Source organism: Agrobacterium sp. 22-221-1 (assembly GCF_053522445.1).
Map to the genome: position 1 here is coordinate 52,661 of NZ_JBNWCL010000005.1, position 21,287 is coordinate 73,947.

19 protein-coding genes and 1 other RNA gene are annotated in these 21,287 nt (G+C 60.0%); 11 read left to right on the forward strand and 9 right to left on the reverse strand.

Annotated features, from left to right (window positions below):
* Positions 1–38: 38 nt before the first annotated feature.
* Entirely contained in the window at positions 39–1,010 is a 972-nt protein-coding gene (locus ACQZ5N_RS09305) for an alpha/beta fold hydrolase (protein ID WP_425647056.1), read from the reverse strand.
* 127 nt (positions 1,011–1,137) lie between these two features.
* Here ACQZ5N_RS09305 and ettA point away from each other — a divergent pair, with 127 nt between their 5' ends.
* The 3 genes from ettA to metF all read left to right on the forward strand — a co-directional run bounded on the left by ettA (position 1,138) and on the right by metF (position 4,854).
* Positions 1,138–2,787: an energy-dependent translational throttle protein EttA gene (gene ettA, locus ACQZ5N_RS09310; RefSeq protein ID WP_003522791.1), complete on the forward strand. Its 1,650-nt coding sequence runs from the start codon at positions 1,138–1,140 to the stop codon at positions 2,785–2,787.
* A gap of 158 nt (positions 2,788–2,945) precedes the next feature.
* Positions 2,946–3,959: an ArsR/SmtB family transcription factor gene (locus ACQZ5N_RS09315; RefSeq protein ID WP_059756617.1), complete on the forward strand. Its 1,014-nt coding sequence runs from the start codon at positions 2,946–2,948 to the stop codon at positions 3,957–3,959.
* A gap of 1 nt (position 3,960) precedes the next feature.
* Positions 3,961–4,854 (forward strand): methylenetetrahydrofolate reductase [NAD(P)H], encoded by an 894-nt coding sequence (gene metF, locus ACQZ5N_RS09320; RefSeq protein WP_162934101.1) that lies wholly within the window; start codon positions 3,961–3,963, stop codon positions 4,852–4,854.
* Between the two features lie 466 nt (positions 4,855–5,320).
* Here the strand turns inward: metF and ACQZ5N_RS09325 are convergent, their stop codons facing one another.
* The 7 genes from ACQZ5N_RS09325 to ACQZ5N_RS09355 form a co-directional block, all read right to left on the reverse strand.
* Complete coding sequence (locus ACQZ5N_RS09325; RefSeq protein WP_003522178.1) at positions 5,321–6,547, reverse strand: lytic murein transglycosylase; 1,227 nt, start codon at positions 6,545–6,547, stop codon at positions 5,321–5,323.
* 122 nt (positions 6,548–6,669) lie between these two features.
* Positions 6,670–7,449 (reverse strand): glycoside hydrolase family 25 protein, encoded by a 780-nt coding sequence (locus ACQZ5N_RS09330; protein ID WP_035239183.1) that lies wholly within the window; start codon positions 7,447–7,449, stop codon positions 6,670–6,672.
* Between the two features lie 235 nt (positions 7,450–7,684).
* A complete protein-coding gene (locus ACQZ5N_RS09335) occupies positions 7,685–8,404 on the reverse strand; it encodes a class I SAM-dependent methyltransferase (RefSeq protein ID WP_448732750.1) in 720 nt (239 codons plus the stop codon).
* Positions 8,401–9,651 (reverse strand): DUF3419 family protein, encoded by a 1,251-nt coding sequence (locus ACQZ5N_RS09340; RefSeq protein ID WP_448732751.1) that lies wholly within the window; start codon positions 9,649–9,651, stop codon positions 8,401–8,403. Before ACQZ5N_RS09340 ends, ACQZ5N_RS09335 begins: the two co-directional genes overlap by 4 nt.
* Positions 9,652–9,850: 199 nt before the next feature.
* Positions 9,851–10,933: a transglycosylase SLT domain-containing protein gene (locus ACQZ5N_RS09345; protein ID WP_448732752.1), complete on the reverse strand. Its 1,083-nt coding sequence runs from the start codon at positions 10,931–10,933 to the stop codon at positions 9,851–9,853.
* A gap of 136 nt (positions 10,934–11,069) precedes the next feature.
* Positions 11,070–11,705, reverse strand: a complete 636-nt coding sequence (locus ACQZ5N_RS09350; protein ID WP_003522183.1) for a LysE family translocator — start codon at positions 11,703–11,705, stop codon at positions 11,070–11,072.
* A 52-nt stretch (positions 11,706–11,757) separates the two neighbouring features.
* Positions 11,758–12,969 (reverse strand): pyrophosphate--fructose-6-phosphate 1-phosphotransferase, encoded by a 1,212-nt coding sequence (locus ACQZ5N_RS09355; RefSeq protein ID WP_080816458.1) that lies wholly within the window; start codon positions 12,967–12,969, stop codon positions 11,758–11,760.
* A gap of 319 nt (positions 12,970–13,288) precedes the next feature.
* Here ACQZ5N_RS09355 and ACQZ5N_RS09360 point away from each other — a divergent pair, with 319 nt between their 5' ends.
* The 6 genes from ACQZ5N_RS09360 (at position 13,289) to rnpB (ending at position 18,592) form a co-directional block, all read left to right on the forward strand.
* Positions 13,289–14,029, forward strand: coding sequence for a J domain-containing protein (locus ACQZ5N_RS09360; RefSeq protein WP_003522185.1), 741 nt, complete (start codon positions 13,289–13,291; stop codon positions 14,027–14,029).
* Positions 14,026–14,805: an N-acetylmuramoyl-L-alanine amidase gene (locus tag ACQZ5N_RS09365; protein WP_448732753.1), complete on the forward strand. Its 780-nt coding sequence runs from the start codon at positions 14,026–14,028 to the stop codon at positions 14,803–14,805. Before ACQZ5N_RS09360 ends, ACQZ5N_RS09365 begins: the two co-directional genes overlap by 4 nt.
* A gap of 247 nt (positions 14,806–15,052) precedes the next feature.
* A complete protein-coding gene (locus tag ACQZ5N_RS09370) occupies positions 15,053–15,592 on the forward strand; it encodes a lytic transglycosylase domain-containing protein (protein WP_003522187.1) in 540 nt (179 codons plus the stop codon).
* A 92-nt stretch (positions 15,593–15,684) separates the two neighbouring features.
* Positions 15,685–16,884: an NAD(P)/FAD-dependent oxidoreductase gene (locus tag ACQZ5N_RS09375; protein WP_448732754.1), complete on the forward strand. Its 1,200-nt coding sequence runs from the start codon at positions 15,685–15,687 to the stop codon at positions 16,882–16,884.
* Positions 16,885–16,943: 59 nt separating this feature from the next.
* Entirely contained in the window at positions 16,944–18,134 is a 1,191-nt protein-coding gene (locus tag ACQZ5N_RS09380; RefSeq protein ID WP_448732755.1) for an FAD-dependent oxidoreductase, read from the forward strand.
* A 56-nt stretch (positions 18,135–18,190) separates the two neighbouring features.
* An RNA gene (rnpB, locus tag ACQZ5N_RS09385) (RNase P RNA component class A) lies at positions 18,191–18,592 on the forward strand.
* 58 nt (positions 18,593–18,650) lie between these two features.
* Here the strand turns inward: rnpB and ACQZ5N_RS09390 are convergent.
* Positions 18,651–19,082, reverse strand: a complete 432-nt coding sequence (locus ACQZ5N_RS09390; RefSeq protein ID WP_448732756.1) for a winged helix-turn-helix transcriptional regulator — start codon at positions 19,080–19,082, stop codon at positions 18,651–18,653.
* An 89-nt stretch (positions 19,083–19,171) separates the two neighbouring features.
* On the opposite strand from ACQZ5N_RS09390, the gene ACQZ5N_RS09395 reads away from it, so the two are divergent.
* Together ACQZ5N_RS09395 and ACQZ5N_RS09400 are read left to right on the forward strand one after the other, a co-directional pair.
* A complete protein-coding gene (locus tag ACQZ5N_RS09395; RefSeq protein ID WP_080851382.1) occupies positions 19,172–19,987 on the forward strand; it encodes an oxidoreductase in 816 nt (271 codons plus the stop codon).
* 50 nt (positions 19,988–20,037) lie between these two features.
* Complete coding sequence (locus ACQZ5N_RS09400) at positions 20,038–21,039, forward strand: NADP-dependent oxidoreductase (protein WP_448732757.1); 1,002 nt, start codon at positions 20,038–20,040, stop codon at positions 21,037–21,039.
* Positions 21,040–21,287: the final 248 nt, after the last annotated feature.

The following is a 21,287-nucleotide window of genomic DNA, read 5'->3' on the forward strand; positions in this document are numbered from 1 at the left end:
TTATCTCATGGACTTATTCCGTTTCGGCAAAGGCCGCCTCAATCGCCGACGACGCGGCCGCACCAGGCGGCGAAATCCGCCGCGACGGGCTGCCAGCCGATTTCGTTGAGCGTCTCGTGCCGCATGCCCTTGTAGATCGTGTGCTCGACATGGCTGAAACCCGCTGCGCGGAAACGTTCGGCAAGCCAGACGATCTCTTTGCCGTCATTGGTGGCTTTGTCCTGATCGCCGCTGACAAGCAGAAGCGGCAAAGTCTTCGGCAGACGCTCGATGAGCTTCGGGGCGCGATAGGAGAGTTCGAAGACATCCTGCCACAGGGAAACGCTGGCCTCGAACTGGCAGAGCGGGTCTTGCACATAAGCATCCACCGCCAACCTGTCATGGCTCAGCCAGTCGGCGTGGGTGCGCCTTTCCGGCATTTTTGCATTCCAGGCGCGGAAGGTCGCTTTCGGCAGGATGGCGCTCGGCACGTCCGAGCCCTTCAGCATCTTTTCAAGCCGCAGCACCACCTGCGCGATGCGGCCCATGAAACCGGGATTGAGATTGGAATTCCAGATCGACAGGCCATCGAAGGCATCCGGATGGCTGACGGCGGTGTTGAGCGCCACGAGGCCGCCCATGGAATGGCCGAACAGGATTACCGGCAGGCCGGGATGCCTTTCGCCGACCATCCGGCGCATCGCCATGACATCGGCAACGACCTTGCTGGCTCCGTCTTTCCAGGCGAAGCGACCGAGAGGTGCATCCGCCGCTCTCGTGCGGCCATGGCCGCGATGGTCGTGGGCATAGACTTCGAAACCCTGCTTCGACATCACATCCGCGAGCCGGCGATAACGGCCCGCATGGTCAACCAGCCCGTGGCAGATCATCAGCACGCCGCGCGCCGTGGCAAGAGCGGAGGGCTGGTGGCGAAAGGCGATGGATGCGCCGGAGGGGGCTTTCAGCCTCTCAATACGGCTGAAGGCCAAGTCGTCGGTCGTTTCATTCATGATCGCGCCTGTCCCTGCCATCACATCCCTTGTCATAATCATGGGGTCATAATCGTGCCAGAGGTTGCCCCAAGGTCCTATTTACCCTACATAGCGGCAAATTTCCCGATACGTACTCTTAAAAATCCGATGTGGAGCATTCGCTACAATGGCACGTCAATTCATCTATCACATGGCCGGGCTGAACAAGGCCTATGGCGCGAAGAAGGTTCTGGAGAATGTTCATCTCTCCTTCTACCCCGACGCCAAGATCGGTATCCTCGGCCCCAACGGCGCCGGTAAGTCGACTGTTCTGAAAATCATGGCCGGTCTCGACAAGGAATATACCGGCGAGGCCTGGCTGGCCGAAGGCGCGACCCTCGGTTATCTCGAGCAGGAGCCGAAGCTCGACGAAAACAAGACCGTGATGGAAAACGTCATGGAAGGTGTGGCGAGCAAGACGGCCATCGTCGACCGCTACAACGAATTGATGATGAACTATTCCGACGAAACGGCGGATGAGGGCGCGAAGCTTCAGGACATCATCGACAGCCAGAATCTCTGGGACCTCGAAAACCAGGTTGAGATGGCCATGGACGCGCTGCGTTGCCCACCCGGCGACTCGGCCGTAACAGGTCTCTCAGGTGGTGAACGCCGCCGTGTTGCGCTCTGCCGTCTGCTGCTGTCGCAGCCGGACCTGCTGCTGCTCGACGAACCGACCAACCACCTCGACGCGGAAACCATTGCGTGGCTTGAAAAGCACCTGCGCGACTATCCCGGCGCCGTGATGATGATCACCCACGACCGCTACTTCCTCGACAACGTCACGGGCTGGATTCTCGAGCTCGACCGTGGCCGCGGCATTCCTTACGAAGGCAACTACTCCGCTTACCTGCAGGCGAAAGCCAAGCGCATGCAGCAGGAAGCCCGTGAAGACGCCTCGCGCCAGAAGGCTATCAGCCGCGAAAGCGAGTGGATCGCCTCCAGTCCGAAGGCACGCCAGACGAAATCCAAGGCGCGTATCAAGGCCTATGACGAGCTGGTGGAAGCAGCGGAAAACCGCCGTCCCGGCGATGCGCAGATCGTCATTCCGGTTGCCGAGCGCCTTGGCCGCGTCGTCATCGAAGCCGACAATCTGACGAAGTCCTATGGCGACCGTGTGCTGATCGAAAACCTGTCCTTCAAGCTGCCGCCCGGCGGCATTGTCGGCGTCATCGGTCCGAACGGTGCGGGTAAGTCCACGCTGTTCAAGATGATCACGGGTCAGGAAAAGCCAGATAGCGGTTCGGTGACTGTCGGTGAGACGGTTCAGCTCGGTTATGTCGACCAGAGCCGCGATACGCTGGCGGGTGACAAGACCGTCTGGGAGGAAATCTCCGGCGGCAACGACATCATCAAGCTCGGCAAGTTCGAAGTGAACTCGCGCGCCTATTGCGGCGCCTTCAACTTCAAGGGCGGCGATCAGCAGCAGAAGGTCGGCAATCTCTCCGGCGGTCAGCGTAACCGCGTTCACCTCGCCAAGATGCTGAAGGCCGGCGGCAACGTTCTACTGCTCGACGAACCGACCAACGACCTTGATACGGAAACGCTCGCCGCGCTCGAAGAAGCGCTGGAAGCCTTCGCCGGTTGCGCCGTTATCATCAGCCACGACCGCATGTTCCTCGACCGCCTGGCCACCCACATCCTCGCTTTCGAGGGTGACAGCCATGTGGAATGGTTCGAAGGCAACTTCGAAGACTACGAAAAGGACAAGGTCCGCCGCCTCGGCCCGGAAAGCATCAAGCCCGGCCGGGTGAGCTACAAGCGCCTGACGCGCTGATCCCTTTCCAATCTCTCAAAAAGGCCCGCCGCAAAGCGGGCCTTTTTCCGTGTAATAAATTGACATGATCGTCTCACCGAACACTTTGCGCTTGCATCGAATGTCACATCGACATAAAGATATCTTTATATCTTGATTAGCTTGCGAGGCGCGGCAGAGTGGCGTTCGGTCTGGACAAATTGGTGGATCTTCTGAAGGCGGCGGGTGAGCCCACGCGCTTTCGCTTGCTGGCGCTTCTTTCGGCCGGCGATCTGACGGTTACCGATCTTACCGAAATTCTCGGCCAGTCGCAGCCGCGCATTTCCCGTCACCTCAAGCTTTTGACGGAAGAGGGGCTGATCGAGCGTTATCAGGAAGGCGCATGGGCCTATTTCCGCTTGCGGCAGGATGGTGAGCCCGCCATTGTTGTCCGGCAGCTGCTTGGCGCCGCATCGCCCTCCGACGCCGTTCTCCAGCGCGACAGCGAGCGGCTTGCCACCGTCAAGCGGGTTCGGGCGGAGCGGGCGCAGGATTATTTCAGCCGCAACGCCTCTGCCTGGGACGAGTTGCGCCGCCTGCATGTCAGCGACGAGGCCGTGGAAGGCGCGCTCCTGAAGCTGGTGGGCACCACGCCGGTCGATTCGCTGCTCGACCTCGGCACGGGTACCGGCCGCATCCTGCAGCTGCTGAGCGGTATCTATCGCCGCGCGATCGGTGTGGATGCCAGCCGTGACATGCTCTCGGTGGCGCGCGCCAATCTCGACAAGGCGGGCGTGGTCAACGCGTCCGTGCGCCATGGCGATATTCTCAACCTGCCGCTTGAAGGGCAGGATTTCGATCTGATCGTCATCCATCAGGTTCTGCATTTCCTCGACCAGCCGGAGATTGCGCTTTCCGAAGCCGCGCGCATGCTGCGTCCCGGCGGGCGGCTGATCGTTATCGATCTTGCGCCGCATTCCTTCGAATATCTGCGCGACGAGCATGCGCATGTGCGGCTCGGTTTCTCGCATCCGCTGATGGAAGAATGGCTGAAGAAGGCCGGGCTTTCTCTGGAGCGCGCCGTCGATCTTCATTCTGAAAAAGCGTCCGACGAAGCTCTGGATGTTACGATTTGGGTTGCCCGAGACCAGCGGCTGCTGATGGCAGACGATGTGGTGCAAGAGGCCGTTTTACTTGCTGCCGGGAGGGCATGATATGTTGAGGTCGGAAACCGCGCGCCAAAATGGCGATATCCGGTTGTCTTTCGAGTTTTTCCCGCCCAAGAATCCCGAGATGGAAACCCAGCTCTGGGAAACGGTTGCCGAACTGAAGAAATGGAACCCGGATTTCGTGTCCGTCACCTATGGCGCCGGCGGTTCCACCAAGGCGCCGACGCTGGATGCGGTGCGCCGCATGATCGGCGACAGCCATCTGGCAACCGCCGCGCATCTGACCTGCGTGGATGCCAGCCGTGAGGACGTGCATCAGGTTATCGAAGAGTTTCGCAATGCCGGCGTTCGTCATTTCGTGGCGCTGCGTGGCGATCCCTCCACTGGCATCGGCACGGCCTATAAGCCGCATCCCGAAGGGTATGAGAACGCCGCCGCTCTGGTGAAGGGACTGCGTGAAATTGCCGATTTCGAGATTTCCGTGTCGGCCTATCCGGAAAAGCACCCGGAAAGCGCAAGCGAAGCGGTCGATATCGATATGCTGAAGCGCAAGGCGGATAATGGCGCGACGCGGGCGCTGACGCAGTTCTTCTTCGATAATGACGTGTTCGAGCGCTATATGGAGCGGGTGACGGCGGCAGGCATCACCATTCCGGTGGTTCCGGGCATTATGCCGATCCAGAACCTCACCCAGCTCAAGCGTTTCGCCGGCCGTTGCGGCACCAGCATTCCCGGTTTTCTGGATGAGCGTTTCGAAGGTTATGACGACGATCTGGAAGGTCGCGCCCGCGTGGCCGCGGAGGTTGCCGCCGAGCAGATCGCCGATCTGCAGCGGCGTGGCGTCAATGAGTTCCATCTCTACACTATGAACCGCGCGCCGCTGGTTGATGCGGTGCTTGAAAATCTCGGGCTGGAGCGTCTGCGCCGCAGCGCCGCCTGATTTTACCAGAGCGGATTACCGACATGAAAAAAGCGCAGGTCCCTTAGGGCCTGCGCTTTTTAAACTCGTGTCATCTACGGTTCTTATCTGCGTTTGGTCTTCACGTCTCGTCAGATGAAAAGCATCATCGCTACGAACAAAAACGCCAAACCGACTGCCAAGGCATTGAGAGATTTTGTAAGTCCCATGGGTGCCTCCTCTTGTTGACAGGTTCGATAATATGACCGTTTTGTGGCGGTTGAAAAGCGGTTTTTGTGATGCAGTGCAGCACGTCTCCAGACGACATAAAAAAGAAATTTCTGTAATTATTTGAAAATAAAAGATTATTTTCTTATCACGCAGTGCTTCATATGTTTAAAAAAAGTAAATGACCGGGGTGTTATCCCCAGTCATCAGGTCGAGATTAACACTTTATGCCTTGATTCCGTCCGACAGATTAAGGGCCGGAAGGCGCCGTTAAGATTGCTTAAAGCGCCTGCAGAAGTGCGGTCGAAGGCCAGCCATCGGCGGGCAGCCCGAGACGCTGCTGCTCCTTCTGGATGGCGACGCGGGTGCCGGAACCGAGAATGCCATCCACCTTGCCGACATTGTGTCCGCGCGCTTCGAGCTTGGTCTGAAGCTCCTTCATGGTCGCATCATCGAAACCGGGCTCCGGGTTGCCCTTGTTGTAGACCGGAGAGCCCATGAGGCGGGTGGCGAAATAGGCGGCCGAGGTCGTGTAGATGAACGACTGGTTCCATTCCAGATAGATGTTGAAGTTCGGATAGGTGATGAAGGTCGGTCCCTTGCGTCCCTGCGGCATGATGAGGGCTGCGGGCAGGGTGGCGAAGTTTCTGTTGCCGTCGCGCGGGGTGACGCCCAGCGCGAACCAGTCACCCGCGGTCAGCGGGCCGCCGAGGCCGGATTTTTCCCAGGGCAGGTTTTCCGGCAGCGAGACTTCCTGAATCCAGGGTTCGCCCTTCTTGAAACCGAGATGCTGGATGAACTTCGCAGCCGTCAGGATCGCATCCGGTGCGCTGCTCTTGACGTTGATGTGGCCGTCGCCATCGCCGTCGACGCCGAAGGCGATGATGTCCTTGGGCAGCATCTGCACCTGACCGATTTCACCGGCCCATGCGCCGGTATTGGCGGCGGGATCGAGATCGCCGTGCTGGACCATTTCGATCAGCGCCAGCAGCTGCGGGCGGAAGAGTTCCGGGCGGCGGCAATCATGCGAGAGGGTCACCAGCGCGTTGCGGGTGTTGAAATCGCCCTGAACGGCGCCGAAATCCGTCTCCATGGCCCAGAAGGCGGCGATGACGCCGGCCGGTACACCGAATTCGTTTTCGGCGCGGGCGAAGGTGGAGGACAGTTCCTGAAGTTTCTTGCGGCCGATATCCAGACGGGCCTGGCTGACGGTGCGCTGGGAGAATTCCAGGAAGGTCTGGCGGAAGACGCCCTGGGCGCGGTCACGCGAAAGCACCTTCGGGTCGATCTGCGCGCCGGCAAGCGCCTTCTGGATCGCATCGGCCGGAATGCCCTTGGCAAGCGCATCGGCTTTCACGCCTTCGAGAAATGCACCGAGATCGCCGCCGCAGGCAACCTGCTTGGGATCATCGGGCGCGGCCACTGGCGGTGTGGCGAGGGCGGAGCCGGTGGAAAGAAGCGACAAAGCGGCGGCAAAAACGATGCTGCGCGACCGGAACGTGGGCATGGGAATTTCCTCGATAGGTTGTTAGCCCGCTTTACCCATATGTTTGCGACAAAAAAACGGACCGAATGATCTGACGCTGCAGAACAACGCCGATTTTTCAAAAGTGTTGCTTCTTGGCCGTGTTATTTGGCGGAAGCAATCCATTTCCGCCAGTTTTTCTCCGTGCCGGCAAAGACATTGATGTCGGTCGGACCGTTCACGCCGGGCACGACGCCGGTTGCAGTATATTGCCAGAAGGCCCATTTGCGATCTTCGTAGATCTTGGCCGGATGGGCGGCGACGGAGCGGACCCAGAAATGGTAATCCTTGAACTGACCGACGAGATTGTCGCGGTGGAAGTCGACCGAGGTATAGATGATCGGACGCTTGCCATAGTGGGCTTCGATGCGGTCGAGGAAACGCTGCATCTCGGCGCGAACGATGCCGGGCGCCGGGCGCGTCTTGCAGGTGGGTGAGGCCGGGTTCCACTCCACGTCGAGAACCGGGGGCAGGGTGACGGCTTCCTTCGGCACGTTGCGAATGAACCAGTCGGCCTGGGCGTCTGCTGTCGAACAGAAATAATAGAAGTGGTAGGGCGCGTGCAGAACATCTGCCGCCGCCGCGCTGCGCCAATGGTCGCCGAATTTCGGATCGATGCGGTCCGATCCCTCCGTCGCCTTGATGAAGACGAAGGACACGCCTGATTTGCGAACGGTCGGCCAGTCGACATCGCCATTCCATTTGGACACGTCGATGCCGTGCACCTCATGGCGGTGCGGGTTGTTCGTACCGAAATCCTGCGGATCGGTATCGGAAAATTTCGGCCTGGAAACGGATGCGGTTTCCAGCAGGTCATAGCTGGTGGAGGTGCAGCCGCCGATCAACAGCAAAGCCGACAAAAGTGCCGATAAACGCAGCCGCATTGAAACCCTGATGAAAGTGTTGCCCATCCCGCGGCCGCAAAACGGCGCGCCGTATCTCCCGATTTACGCATAACATGGTAAACAAGCAGTTATGGCAAGGGGTAAGGTGCTTTTTTGCATCTCGCAAGCCGCTGGATTTGAAGCGATTTGCGATTTTTACTGCTGAAACCTCGCCGGGCGGAGCCTTGAAGGCTACGCCACAGGCGTGCAGACGGGTTTCGCAATCCGCCGGGAATCAGGCGTCGGCCAGGATGCGGTGGATTTTCGGCTGCTGTGCTTCGGCAACCGGAAGCGTGATGACAGCCCGCCAGGCATAACCCCGGGCGATTTCCTCGAATTCGAGATTACCGTCAAAACGGCCGGCCATATTGGCCAGAACATAGCGGAGATTGGCGCGGGGCGTGACGTGGAAACGGGCGAGCCAGGCTTGCAGAAGGGTGCGGAACCACTTCGGCAATTGCTCCTGCTGGCCGAAATCGACGATATGCAGCGAGCCGCCGGGTTTCAGCGCCGTGAGCGCCTGTTCGATCGCCTTTTCCCAGTCCGGTATCATCGACAGGGCATAGGGGATCATGACGCGGTCGAAGCCGTCGGGCTGGCCGAATTCGGAGGCGCGAAAAGCAGTGGCGTCGGCCACGCGCAGAATGGGGCGTTCCGCCTTGCCGGCGAAATTTTCGGCTGCGGTCAGCAGCATTTCGGCGGAAATGTCGAGGCCGAACAGTCTTGCCTGCGGAAATTTGCGGCTGGCCAGCAGCAGGTTGCGGCCGGTGCCGCAGCCGACTTCCAACAGCGTGCCGCCCTTCGGCACATCGAGGCCGGAAATGGTCCGGTCACGGCCGAGAAGGTAATATTTGCGGGTGATATCGTAGATATGCCGCTGGTGGCGATACATGCGGTCCATCAGGCTCGCATGCGCGCTGTCTGCAAGGCCCACATTCTCGCCGATGGTTTTCATGCCATAGCCCTCTGGTAGATATGGAAACCGCCGTAGATGGCCGAGCGGTCCATGGCGTTGAGCTCATTGGAGCGCTCTTCGAGGTAGACCCACTGGTTGCGGATATCGGGCGAAAGGCGGCCTTCGATGACGCTCTTTTCGGCCGCGGTGCGGAAGATGACGCGCGCGCCGGATGCGGCGGTGCGGCTGATCTGCGACCACAATTCGTTGAGCTGCGTGTCCGTCATCCAGTCCTGCGCATCGAGGAGGATATAACGGTCGACGGCGCTTGCCGGCTTTCTGGAGAGAAGCTCGGTATAGGTGGCGTGGTGCACGGCGACGCGGGCGGTGTTGTTGCGGATCGTCTCGTAATATTCCGGCTTGAGATAGGCGGGCAACGCGCCCTCATGCGGCTCGGGATAACGGCGCGCAAAGGCCTGCCAGGCGAAATAATTGTCGCTGAGCGGGAAGTTGCAGGCGAGCTTTTCCAGCCGCTCCTTCAGCACGGATGCAACCGTGCCATTGGCGGAAAGGCTGGCCAGCTCGTCATATTGCCGAGGCGGAATGCCGAGGCCGAACAGCGAGCTTTTGCGCTTCGTCAGCCAGCGCACCACCGGCTTGTCGAACAGCGGCGCCACCTTGCTGTCGAAAAACTGGCGCTGTTCGTCCAGCGTGCGGGTCTTGGCCATTTCGGTGAGCTTCACGCCGTGCAGCCGGGCCATGAGATGGCCGGCGCCGATGAAGCGGCCGAGCAGGCCGGTGCGATAGATGTTCCTGTCGAAGACAGAGATGCGGCGGCGGCCGGAAAGGGTGCGCTTCGACCAGTAAGCCTTGGTCGTGGCGTCGAGATGCTCGGCGATGAAGAGGTCGTAACCGTGGCTGTTGCTGCGCGTATTGGCGCGGCCGAAGTGGCGCACCACGTCCTGATGGGCGGGCAGATGGCGGAAGGCGGCGAGCTTGAGCTTGTTCAGCGCGATGTGGTGCGGGTTGAGGTCCACGACATCGATGCTGGCCGGATTGCGGGAGAGATAGGCCAGCATGTTGCAGCCGCCCGAGCCGATGGTGACGATGCGATGACCTTCGCCAAGCTCCATCGCTTCCATGTCGATTTCCGGGTCTTCCCATATCTGCGGATAGACGAGGCCGGAAAAGAGGACGCCGAAGAAGCGCTCGGACAGACCGCTTTTGGAGAGTGCCTTGTGCTGGAGCAATGCGGACTTCAGTTTTGTGTTCTTGCTGAAGCCGGTCTTGGGTGCCGCACTCGTCATATGTTCACCTCTCAGTCGATTGAGAGGCGTCTACAGCCGTGACACTACAATTTGATGACAGGGGCTGTGGGCAAAGGCGGGGAATAGGGGTGTCGGTGGAAAACCAGCCCGCGCCGCCCAATCAGGATGACGAAATGAAAACACCCGGCGGCTTAAGAAAAACCACGCGGTTGCATTCGCATAACAGAGCCGGAGGCCATCACTTGCGCAGAACGTGCAGCATGCCCTTGCGCTTGGCGTCGTAATAATAACCGCGCGCGTAAAGCCTGACCGCGTTGTCGCGGTCGTTGCCCGCCACAACCCATGCGCCGCGCAGATATTTGACGGCGTATTTGAGGTTGGTTTCGGCATCGAACAGGCCGGAGGCGGGGCCATCGAAGCCCATGGAGCGGGCCGTGGCGTGCCTGATCTGCATCAGGCCGAAATTGCCGCTGCTATAGGCGCCGGGATTATACATGCTTTCGCGCCGCACCACGCGGTGAACCAGATCTTCCGGCACATCATACATGGTGGCGTATTTGGTAATAAGGCCGCTCAGCTTTTCGCGTCCGGCCGGGGCCGAATTGAGCGGCGTCGTCATCGATTCGTTCTGACGAATGGCGGCCAGCGCGGCGTTGGTCGGGCCGGCGGCATAGGCCAGAACCGTGCTGTCCGGCTTCGGCAGCGGAATGACTTTGCGTTCGGCCGTCAGCTCGGTGCCGATGGAGGGCGAGCCGGGCGGCGGCGGTGCGGGCGGGAAGCTGCCCTTGACGGCAACAACCTGCGGCAGATCGGCGGCGGCATTGTGGGCAGCCGGCTTGGCCGCCACGTCAGCCGTTTCGATGGCTGCGGCCGCCGGAGTGGCGCTTGTCGGTGCGAGCGCCGTGGCCGTCGTCGGCGCAGATGTCGTCACACTCGCTTGGGCGACTTCGTTCTGCTGCGGCTGCATCTGGGCGGCGATGGCTGCGGCTGCAGCAATTTCAGAAGCCGGCGGCAGCGCCACGCGTCCGCCCTTGACGGCGACGGCGGCGGGAAGTGCTGCAGGCTGGGAAGAGGTTGCGGTTTCGGCGGTCTGCACCGTTGCTGCTGCCGGCGTCGCGCCCGCTGCTGCTTCGGCCGTTGCCGGCTGCGCCGATGTCTGCGCAGGAGTGGTCGCGGGATTGACTGTTGCGATATTCGGGCCGTTCGGCCCTTCCTTGGCGGTATATTCGACGCTGGTGCATGCGCTCAATGCCAGTGCCAGACCCACGGTGGAAGACAGAAGAAGTGCACTTCTTCCGCGGAATTTTCCCGAATTTCGCATGTTGCCGCCTTCGTTATGCCTGTCTTTCGATACCCCCGCGTCGAGCGAAGCAGGCAGTGTCCCGTCGAGCCTTCATTAACCTATTGTAAGGATAGCGGCAAGCCGGGACGTTTCTCCCCGGCTTTCGGGCGGTTTTTCAGGCGGCGATGCGCCTGTATCCGGCGCTGACGGCGCGGCCGGAAATGAAGTGGGTGCGGTATTTCGGCCGGATTTTTTTATCGCCCGACATGCGGCGCACCATCGCCAGAGTTGGGCCGGCAAACAGCGCCTGCGCGGTCAGAATCACCAGCGCCAGAAGCAGGATGGCGGCCTGCGCCATGGCAAGCGTTTCAATTGCATTGCCGGAGGTGGACACGAATTGCGGCAGCAACGCCAGAAAGAAAGCGAAGTAGCGCGGGCGCAGGGCGGCAATGGCGTAACAATCGCGGAAAATACCGCTCCAGGATTTGCCCGGCAGGTTGTCATTATCGGCATTGGCGGCCTGGGCGGCAGGCGTGGCGAAGGTCCACAGGAGGAACAGCATCAGCCAGCCGATGCCGGCCCATTGCACGATTTCCACGAAGGATTGCGGCAGCCAAGCGAGACCGGCCACCGGAATGGCGGAAATCGTCATGGCCGTGACAATGCCGAGCGCGCCGCCGATGACGGAGGCGAAGACCGTCTTTTTGCCGCGAATGGCGGCATAGGAGGCGACAGAGAATACAAGGGGAGAGGGGAGTGCGAACACAACGGCACATGCTGCACAAAAAATCAGCCAGGCCTGTCCAGACATTCTCTTCCTCCTTGCCCTCCCTGTCGCCGTATTATTTTAGCCTATCGTAAAATCAGGCCGCTGTGAACGGCTGACCGACGTGTTCCATCACTTCGGTAAACCATTTTGCAGAGAGGTCGAAATGCTTTCCGCCCTTGATACGCGGAAACTCGATGGTCCGCAATTTGCCATTCTGGTCTTCGTCATGGCCGGTGACGCCGGAGACCTTGTTGAGCGCGCTTTCGACGGCGAGATCGACCATGCCCTGAATGAGGCGCAGGTCGTCGCCATTGGCGGCGGCGGAGCGGGCGAAATAGCCAGATTTCTGCACCATCGAGCGTTCCGCACCGATGAGGCTGGCGAACTGCTTCTGGAACCAGCCGCCGACATTGATGGTGTCGATCTTCACATGGCCGAAAGCGTCGCGCTTGACGGCCTCGCCGGAGGCTTCGCGTTCGGCGACGATGGAATCGAGGCCCGCACCTTCGGAAACGAACAGCGTGACATAACCGTTCCTGTCCATGATTTCCTTCAGGCGCTCGGCTTCCGCCTCGATGTCGAAGGCCATTTCCGGCAGGTAGATGCCGTCGATGTTCTTCATCTGCGTGTTCATCATCAGGCCTTCGACATAGTCGTTGCCGCTGGTCTTCTGGATATAGGCGCGGGCGGTGGCGGCGGTCAGCCAGCCGCAATGGCGGCCCATGACTTCGTGGATGACGAAGGTCTTGGGTGCTGCGCTCTGCTCGTTGCTGACATTGTCGAAGAAGGACGCGCCGACTTCGGCGGCCGTCCAGGCGCCGAGCGACTGCTTGATCGGCACAACGTCGTTATCCACCGTCTTCGGCAGGCCGACAACGGTGAGATTGTAGCCGTTGGCGCCGAGATAGGCGGCAAGGTCCGCAGCGGTCGTGTTGGTGTCGTCGCCGCCGATGGTGTGGAGAATGGTGATGCCGTCAGCCGCCAGCCGGTCAGCCGCGACGCGAAGCGGATTGTCGCCTTCCTTGACCAGACCGCGCTTGGCGCAATCGGCTGCGTTGGTCAGCTTGACGCGGCTGTTGCCGATTGGCGAGCCGCCGTAACGGTGCAGCAGATGCGCCTTTTCCCGCATATCCCTGGTGATCTCGATACGGTCACCCAGAAGCACGCCCTGATAACCGGAGCGATAGGCCACGATGTCGATATCAGGCGCAATGTCGCTATAACGCTCGATCAGGCCGCCCACGGCCGAAGAGAGACAGGGCGCAAGGCCACCCGCGGTCAGCATTGCGACTTTCTGTTTGGCCATCATGGCTCTCCTTTTCACATATACCCAAAGACATGTCTGGCAAATGGATGCGACAGCCGCGTGTAGGTGTAAAGTGAATTTATGAAGAAAAACGCCGATTTCTCGCGGTTTTTCAGCGGCTTGAGCAAAGTGGTGGAATATAATCGTTTCAATCGGCATAGCCGGTGGCCGGCTCCCCGTCGTCTGTGGAAAACCATGGCCCCATCGTCTGCGGCTCTCTTGTTCCTGAAGCAAAACTGTCGCAAAGATGAATAAAAGTTAATGCCGCTGGTCCGCTGGACATATTGCATTCGCGGCAATATCCCGTCATGCTTGTCGCATGATGTTCGATTTCGCCTGTCTGCAAATTTCATCCCTGTGGGAACGTCTGCTCGGCGCAATCGGCGACGCGGCAGGCGGTGCGCTCGGGCGCGTGGTGGAAGCCATCCGCACCCTTTTCGAGGGTGATCCGGAGACGCGCCGCAAGGTTTCCTTTTCCGTGGCCATCATCGCGCTCTCCGCCAAGATGGCGAAGGCAGACGGTGTCGTCAACGATGCCGAAGTGCGCGCCTTCCGGCAAATCTTCGATTTTCCGGAAGAAGAAGCCAAGAACGTCGCCCGTCTTTATAATCTCGCCCGTCAGGACGTTGCCGGTTACGAGGCCTATGCCGAGCGGCTTGCCGGTTTGTGCGGTTCCGGACATGCCAATTGCGAGATGCTGGAAAGCGTCATCGACGGCCTGTTCCACATCGCCAAGGCCGATGGGCTGATCCATGAGCGGGAACTGGCCTTCCTCGGCCGGATCGCGGAAATCTTCCGTATCACCGAAGATCACTTCGAAACGATCATGGCGCGGCATGTCCATATGGACGGGCGCGACCCCTATCGCGTGCTCGGCGTTTCGCCTTCCGACGATTTTTCCGATATTCGCCGGCGTTATCGTTCGCTGGTTGCCGAACACCATCCTGACAAGCTCATTGCACGCGGCGTTCCCATGGAATTGCATGCGGCCGCGAATGAGCGTATGGCGGCTCTCAACGCCGCCTATGCGGCCATCGAGAAAGAACGCCGCGTCGCATGAGTGAATGTCTGCCGGATTTTACCCCGGATTTCGGGGGCGCAGCCGTTGCGCCTTCGCCTAACCATGGCGAAAGGCTGGGTGTGGCCGGCCCCGATATTATCCTGCTGCATTATACCGGCATGACGACGGCCGACGGCGCGCTGTCGTGGCTCTGCAATCCGGAAAGTCAGGTTTCCAGCCATTATTTCGTCTTCGAGGACGGGCGCGTCATTCAGATGGTTCCTGAAACCCGCCGTGCCTGGCACGCGGGCAAAAGCATCTGGGCGGGGGATGAGGACATCAATTCCCGCTCCATCGGCATCGAGATCGCCAATCAGGGCCATCCCGGCGGCCTGCCGGAATTTCCGAAGAAACAGGTGGAAGCCGTCATCGAATTGTGTCGCGATTGCGGCCAGCGCTGGTCTATCGCCCCTGAAAGGGTGCTGGCGCACTCGGATGTCGCGCCAATCCGCAAGGTCGATCCGGGTGAAAAATTCCCGTGGGACATCCTGTCGCAGCACGGTGTCGGCCATTGGGTGGAGCCTGCGCCGATCCGTGGCGGCCGCTTTTTTCAGCGCGGCGATCATGGCCAGCCGGTCGAAGCGCTGCAGTCGATGCTGTCCATCTATGGTTATGGCGTTGAAATTACAGGCGCTTATTGCGAGAAAACCGAAGGCGCCGTGGCTGCCTTCCAGCGGCATTTCCGTCCCGCTCTGGTGGATGGCATCGCGGATTTCTCCACCATCGACACGTTGCATCGGCTGATCGCCAGCCTGCCGAGATTTTCGGCCGGCTGAACGCGAATCCTGGAAAATCGTTCCCGGTTTTCTTGCCGTTCAAGTCGCTTTTTTTACCGTGCCACAGTTAATCCGCATTGAGGAAGTTTAAGAACGTCACTGCATGCGGTGTCGTTCTTCAGGGGAACCTGCCGTCAATATCAATCAAGGAGACCGGACAGCGGAAGGTCGTGATCGACTTTCCGGGCGCAGATTATTTGTGTCGCTTCATTGTTTCTGTCATCCGATCTGGAGACTTTTTCTACATATGAACAGGGTTGTTGTTGCTGTCGTCGCGGGCGTTGTTATGCTCGCTTCGCAGGCGGGGATTGCTTTTGCCAAAGACGAGGACGTCAAGACCAAAACCGTGACGCTGGAGACCTTCTTCCGCAAGCCCGGTTATCCCATTCCCGAAAAGAGCCTGCCTTCCTCGCTCAGGAACGACTATTCCGATCTGATCGTCAAATATGCCAAGCGTTACGGCGTTCCCACCAATCTGGCGCATGCCGTGGTTTCGGTGGAAAGCAAGTTCAATCCGAAAGCCCGCGGCAGCGCAGGCGAGGTTGGGCTGATGCAGATCAAGCCGGCGACGGCGCGGATGATGGGCTATCGCGGTACGACCAAGGCGCTCTACGATCCCGAGACCAATATTCGCTGGGGCATGCAATATCTGGCGACGGCGCATCAGCTTGGCGGCGGCCAGGTGTGCAGCACGATCCTGCGTTACAATGCAGGCCATGGCGCCACCCGGATGAACCCGGTGTCCAAGCGCTATTGCGGCAAGGTGCAGGCGCTGCTGGCCGGTTGAGGCCGCCATCGATCGTCTGCGGAATTGTGAAAAGCGATTCCGGTTCGGCCCGGCATGCTGTAGTCAGAAGCAAATCTGATACGGAGCATGGCATGCCGGATTTCAAATATATCGTCGTCGGGGCCGGAATGATGGGAGCGGCTGCGGCGCGGCATCTCTCAGTGCAAACGGATGGCGTGGCGCTGATCGGCCCGGACGAACCCGCCGATCGCAAGACCCATCATGGTGTGTTTTCGAGCCATTACGACGAAGCGCGTATTACCCGCGGTTTTGATGGCGATCCGGTCTGGGCGGAACTGGCGCAGCGCTCCATCCGCCGTTATGCGGAGATCGAGGCCAAAAGCGGCATCCGCTTTTTTACGGAAGCGGGCTGCCTGTTCACCGGAAACGGCAAGGGGCTTGCGGGTGACTATGTCTCGCGCGCGCTTGCCTCGGCCGACCGTCTCGGTCTCGGTCTCGGTCTCGGTGTCGAGACACTCGGCACTGATGCGCTGGCTGATCGGTTTCCGATGTTCTCCCTGCCGGCCGATCACAGCGGTTATTTCGAGGCGCAATATGCCGGCCACGTCAATCCGCGCGCCTTGGTGAAGGCGCAATGCACGATTGCCGTTGCGCAGGGCGCGCGGCTTGTGCGCCAGACGGCGGCGCATATTCGCGATACTTCCCATGGCGTCGAGGTTTCCACTCGAGAAGGGGCGGTTCATACGGCTGAAAAGGTCGTCGTAGCGGCCGGCGGTTTCACCAACATGGCCGAGCTTCTGCCTTCTCCGGTCGATATGGCGGCCACGGGCCGCACCATCGTCTTTTTTGAGCTGGATGAGGCGCGGCAGGCGCTGTTCGGTGCGATGCCTTCCACCATCGTACTGGCGGAGACCGAGGACGACATCGTCTATATCCTGCCGCCGGTGCCTTATCCCGATGGCAAGGTCTATCTGAAGATCGGCGGTGAGAGCGAAAAGGGCAGGCTTGAAACGCTCACTGACGCGGTTGACTGGTTCCATTCAGATGGCACGCCGGGTGAGGTGGAGTTTCTGAAAAAGCGGGCGCTCTCCTTGATGCCGGAGCTTGCCGGCTGCCCGGTCACTTCCGGTTCCTGTGTCGCTTCCATCACCCGCAGCGGCTATCCCTATATCGGCTATACGCAATCCTCCAATATCGCGGTTCTCACCGGCGGCAATTTCGTCTCTGCCAAGTCTTCGGACGAAATCGGCCGGCTGGGCGCCATGCTGCTTTTGAACGGCCAGTTGACCGAGGATGAATTCGCCGCCGAAATGTCGCCGGTTTTCGTCTGACATTCAGGGGCGAAGCAGCTACAAGGTTGCGATGGAAGTGAGCGGGTGAAGAGGGCGGCATGTCGGGACATTTCAGCTACATCGTTGTGGGTCGCGGCATGATGGGTGCCGCCGCCGCCCGCCATCTGGCCGAAACGGTGGGTGGCGTCGCGCTGATCGGCCCCGGCGAACCGGCCGACATCAAATCGCATCGGGGCGTCTTCGCCAGTCACTATGACGAGGCGCGGATTACCCGCACCATCGATGGCGATGCCGACTGGGCGCTGCTCGCCAACCGCTCCATCGCGCGTTACGCCGATATTGCCGCACGAAGCGGCGTTGAATTCTATGCGCCGGTCGGCTGCCTGATGGTGGGGCCCGAACGGGGCGGCGATAATCCTTTTGTCGACGATGTCCGCAAGGCGGCGGCGCGGCTCGGGGTTTCGACGGAACTGCTGGACGGGGAAAACCTCGAAAGCCGCTTTCCCTATTTCTCCTTCGAGCCGGGTTGCGAGGGGGTATTCGAGAGAAACAATGCCGGATACGTCAATCCGCGTGCGCTGGTGAAGGCGCAGGCTGTTCTCGCTGAAAAGGCGGGTGTCACGCTTGTCGACGATATCGTCGTCTCGACTCGGGAAGAGGATGGTCGCGCACGGGTGGAGACGGCCTCGGGTGCGGTTTATACCGCAGACCGGGTGCTGGTGGCGGCCGGCGGTTTCTCGATCACGAAAGATCTGCTGCCGCAGCCGGTGGCCCTCGATGTCTATGCGCGCACCGTCGCGTTCTTCGAAGTAGATGAGGGCGATCTGGATCAATATGCGGACATGCCGTCGCTGATCTATGAGCCGCGCGACACGACGAAACATATCTATCTTCTGCCGCCGGTGCGTTATCCCGATGGCAAATTCTATCTGAAGATCGGCGGCGATCCCGACGACAAGAGGCTCGGCAGCGACCCGGAAATCCGGGAATGGTTCCGCTCCGGCGGACGCGAAAGCGTGCGCGATCATCTCTCGGAGATCGTCGGATCGCTGGTGCCTTCCATCGATCTCTCGCGTGTCTCAATGGCCGCCTGCGTCGTCTCCAAAACGCAAAGCGGTTATCCGGCCATCGGCTTCACCGCCTCGCCGAAGATTGCGGTTCTGACCGGCGGCAACGGTACCGCGGCCAAGAGTTCCGATGAGATCGGACGGCTCGGCGCTGTGCTGCTGCGGGACGGAAAAATCGCCGACGGCGCCTTTGCGACCGATTTCAAGCCGGCATTTCTTTGATCCTTGCCTGCGCTTTTCGGTGGCTTTCGCCTCGGAACATGGTTATGCAGCCCATGCCAGTTGGCCGGGCAGCCGCGCTTTACCAATGTCGAAAGACGGTAAGGTGAGGAAAGTCCGGGCTCCACGGAAATACGGTGCCGGATAACGTCCGGCGGGGGCGACCCCAGGGAAAGTGCCACAGAGAGCAAACCGCCATGCATCGCATGGTAAGGGTGAAAGGGTGGGGTAAGAGCCCACCGCGCTTCTGGTAACAGCGGCGGCAAGGTAAACCCCACCGGGAGCAAGACCGAATAGGGATGACACGGGATGGGCGAAAGCCCGTTCACAGCCGGTTTCCAGGCCCGTCATCCGGGTGGGTTGCGCGAGGCGGCATGCAAATGCCGTCCCAGATGAATGGCTGCCACGTTCCGGGTCAAACCGGGGCCATACAGAACCCGGCTTACAGGCCAACTGGCGAATTTTCCTGCCTGTGTGCGATGCCTCGCTGTTAATCCGGCGCACTTGCGGTGAAGGTGCTCATTCGGGTTTAGCGATACGAATGGGACGGGTTCCGATTGGAGCGCCGGTCACGCGGTCTATGGTGACGGGATCGATTTCCGTTCCGGTCTCAGCGTCGAAAAAACGGGTTACCTCACCGCCGCCGCGATGCTTGTTTCCCCATGCGCCTATTGCAAATAGGACCGGTAGAAAATCGCGGCTGGCTTCCGTCAACATATATTCGTAGCGTGGCGGACGATCGGAATAACGGCGTTTCACCAGTAATCCCTCTTCGGTCAGCGATGACAGCCGCGCCGTCAGCATCGTCGGTGCGATGCCGAGGCTCTTGCGAAAATCATCGAAGCGGGTGAGGCCCGCATGGGCATCGCGCATGATCAGCATGCTCCAGGCGTCGCCGACAAGGGCGAGGCTGCGGGCGATGAGGCAGGGCTGGTCCGAGAGATTTTTCATGTTGATATCTTTTTAGTAGTGACTTTGTATCGATTTGATAGTAACTCAATGCTCATTGTTGTTCCATAGCAAAATGAAAGTGGACGCAGATGAGCAAGACAGAACGCGGCATTGCCCTGGTGACGGGTGCATCCTCCGGCATCGGGCTGGTGACGGCGCAGGCGCTCCGGCGCGACGGTTACCGTGTGTTCGGCACCAGCCGAAAGCCGATGCCCGACATCGAGGATGGGATCACGATGCTGATCTGCGACGTTACCGACGATGCGTCCGTGCGGCGCGTGGTGGACGAGGTTTTGAGCCGCGCAGGAAGGATCGATCTTCTCGTCAACAATGCCGGGATCGGTTTGCTGGGCGGGGCGGAAGAATCGACGGCGGAGCAGGCGAAGGCCGTATTCGACGTCAACGTGTTCGGCGTGATGCGCGTGACAAATGCGGTTCTGCCCGTCATGAGACGGCAGCGTCGCGGCCGTATCGTCAACCTCAGTTCCATACTCGGGCTGATCCCAGCCCCCTATAATGCGCTTTACGCATCGACCAAGCACGCCATTGAAGGCTATTCGGAATCTCTTGATCATGAAGTGCGAACGCAGGGCATCCGCATCGTGCTTGTCGAGCCGGGTGTGACCCGCACCTCCTTCGAAGAAAACATCACACGGCCAGACCGGCCGCTTGCCCTCTACGATACGGTTCGGGCGGACGCCGAGAAACTGATGCGTGACGTCATCGAAAAGGGCGATGCCCCGGAGGTGGTCGCAAAAGTTGTCGTAGAGGCCGCCAATACGGCATCGCCCAAACGACGCTATACTGCCGGAAAAGCTGCGGGGCAGGCCCGCTTCATCCGCCGCTTCCTGCCAGAGTCCTTCGTCGACAGGAGCTTTCGGAAATTCAGCAGGCTTCCCGATTGAGCTTTTATTGCCGGTGCCGTGTGCCAGCCACAGAAACGAAAGTTAGTCCGATGAAATCATTTCTGATCGATCGCTACAAGAAAGGCGGCGCATTGCGGCTCGGCGAGATCCCCGACCCGGGGTTGCGCGCAAACGACGTTCTGGTCGAAATCCGCGCCGCCAGCGTCAACCTTCTTGACAACAAGATCAGGGACGGAGAGTTCAAGCTCATCCTGCCGTACCGCCTTCCGCTGGTGCTGGGCAACGATGTGGCGGGTGTCGTGGTCCGCGTCGGTGCCAATGTCCGCAAATTCAAGCCCGGTGACGAGGTCTATGCCCGACCGGACCAGGCACGTATCGGGACATTTGCCGAGTACATCGCCATCGATGAGGCCGATGTGGCGATGAAGCCGGACAATCTGACCATGGAAGAGGCCGCATCCATACCGCTTGTCGCCCTGACGGCATGGCAGGTGCTTGTCGAGCGGGCCAATGTGCAGAAGGGACAGAAGGTGCTGATCCATGCCGGTTCGGGCGGCGTAGGCACTATCGCGATCCAGCTTGCCAAACATCTCGGGGCATATGTGGCCACGACCACGAGTACAGGCAACATGGATCTGGTAAGAAGTCTCGGTGCGGACGTCGTGGTCGACTACAAAAAGGAAGACTTCGCTGAAGTGTTGCAGGGCTATGACGTCGTGCTGAACAGCCTCGGAAAAGACACGCTGGAAAAATCCATCGCAGTGCTGAAACCGGGCGGGAAGCTGATTTCGATTTCCGGGCCGCCCGATCCGGATTTCGCCCGGCAGAATGGCTTCGGCTGGCTGCTTCGCCAGGTCATGCGCCTGCTCAGTTTCGACATCAGGAGGAAATCGAAACGCCGGGGGATCGGTTATTCTTTCCTATTCATGACCGCGAATGGCGGGCAACTCGAAAAGATTACCGCTCTGATCGAGGCGGACCACATACGTCCGGTGATGGATCGGATATTCCCGTTCGAAAAGACCAATGAGGCATTGGACTATATCCAGACCGGTCGTGCGAAGGGCAAGGTCGTCATCGCGGTGAAATAATGTTTGCGGTCCATAGGGCCGAAAGCAATTTACAGTTCAATTGCCGGGCGAATATGGGGCCGATCCTCGACGTGTCGGGCGGCCCCGTACGCCGTCACGCTTTTAGCTGGAATGCTCCCGATGAAAAACGACATCGTACTGCCGTCACCTGTGGCGCGGAGCGCCATCGTGCGCCGCCTTCCGTGCATTGTGGCTGAGACCATGGGCTGGATGAAGAGGCGCATTCGCCCCAACCGCGATCAAAAGCG

Bases quoted from the DNA above. Each gene is read 5' to 3' on its own strand.
- ACQZ5N_RS09305 (WP_425647056.1), bottom strand. From the start codon at position 1,010: ATGGCAGGGACAGGCGCGATCATGAATGAAACGACCGACGACTTGGCC.
- ettA (WP_003522791.1), top strand. From the start codon at position 1,138: ATGGCACGTCAATTCATCTATCACATGGCCGGGCTGAACAAGGCCTAT.
- metF (WP_162934101.1), top strand. From the start codon at position 3,961: ATGTTGAGGTCGGAAACCGCGCGCCAAAATGGCGATATCCGGTTGTCT.
- ACQZ5N_RS09325 (WP_003522178.1), bottom strand. From the start codon at position 6,547: ATGCCCACGTTCCGGTCGCGCAGCATCGTTTTTGCCGCCGCTTTGTCG.
- ACQZ5N_RS09330 (WP_035239183.1), bottom strand. From the start codon at position 7,449: ATGCGGCTGCGTTTATCGGCACTTTTGTCGGCTTTGCTGTTGATCGGC.
- ACQZ5N_RS09335 (WP_448732750.1), bottom strand. From the start codon at position 8,404: ATGAAAACCATCGGCGAGAATGTGGGCCTTGCAGACAGCGCGCATGCG.
- ACQZ5N_RS09340 (WP_448732751.1), bottom strand. From the start codon at position 9,651: ATGACGAGTGCGGCACCCAAGACCGGCTTCAGCAAGAACACAAAACTG.
- ACQZ5N_RS09345 (WP_448732752.1), bottom strand. From the start codon at position 10,933: ATGCGAAATTCGGGAAAATTCCGCGGAAGAAGTGCACTTCTTCTGTCT.
- ACQZ5N_RS09350 (WP_003522183.1), bottom strand. From the start codon at position 11,705: ATGTCTGGACAGGCCTGGCTGATTTTTTGTGCAGCATGTGCCGTTGTG.
- ACQZ5N_RS09355 (WP_080816458.1), bottom strand. From the start codon at position 12,969: ATGGCCAAACAGAAAGTCGCAATGCTGACCGCGGGTGGCCTTGCGCCC.
- ACQZ5N_RS09360 (WP_003522185.1), top strand. From the start codon at position 13,289: ATGATGTTCGATTTCGCCTGTCTGCAAATTTCATCCCTGTGGGAACGT.
- ACQZ5N_RS09365 (WP_448732753.1), top strand. From the start codon at position 14,026: ATGAGTGAATGTCTGCCGGATTTTACCCCGGATTTCGGGGGCGCAGCC.
- ACQZ5N_RS09370 (WP_003522187.1), top strand. From the start codon at position 15,053: ATGAACAGGGTTGTTGTTGCTGTCGTCGCGGGCGTTGTTATGCTCGCT.
- ACQZ5N_RS09375 (WP_448732754.1), top strand. From the start codon at position 15,685: ATGCCGGATTTCAAATATATCGTCGTCGGGGCCGGAATGATGGGAGCG.
- ACQZ5N_RS09380 (WP_448732755.1), top strand. From the start codon at position 16,944: ATGTCGGGACATTTCAGCTACATCGTTGTGGGTCGCGGCATGATGGGT.
- ACQZ5N_RS09390 (WP_448732756.1), bottom strand. From the start codon at position 19,082: ATGAAAAATCTCTCGGACCAGCCCTGCCTCATCGCCCGCAGCCTCGCC.
- ACQZ5N_RS09395 (WP_080851382.1), top strand. From the start codon at position 19,172: ATGAGCAAGACAGAACGCGGCATTGCCCTGGTGACGGGTGCATCCTCC.
- ACQZ5N_RS09400 (WP_448732757.1), top strand. From the start codon at position 20,038: ATGAAATCATTTCTGATCGATCGCTACAAGAAAGGCGGCGCATTGCGG.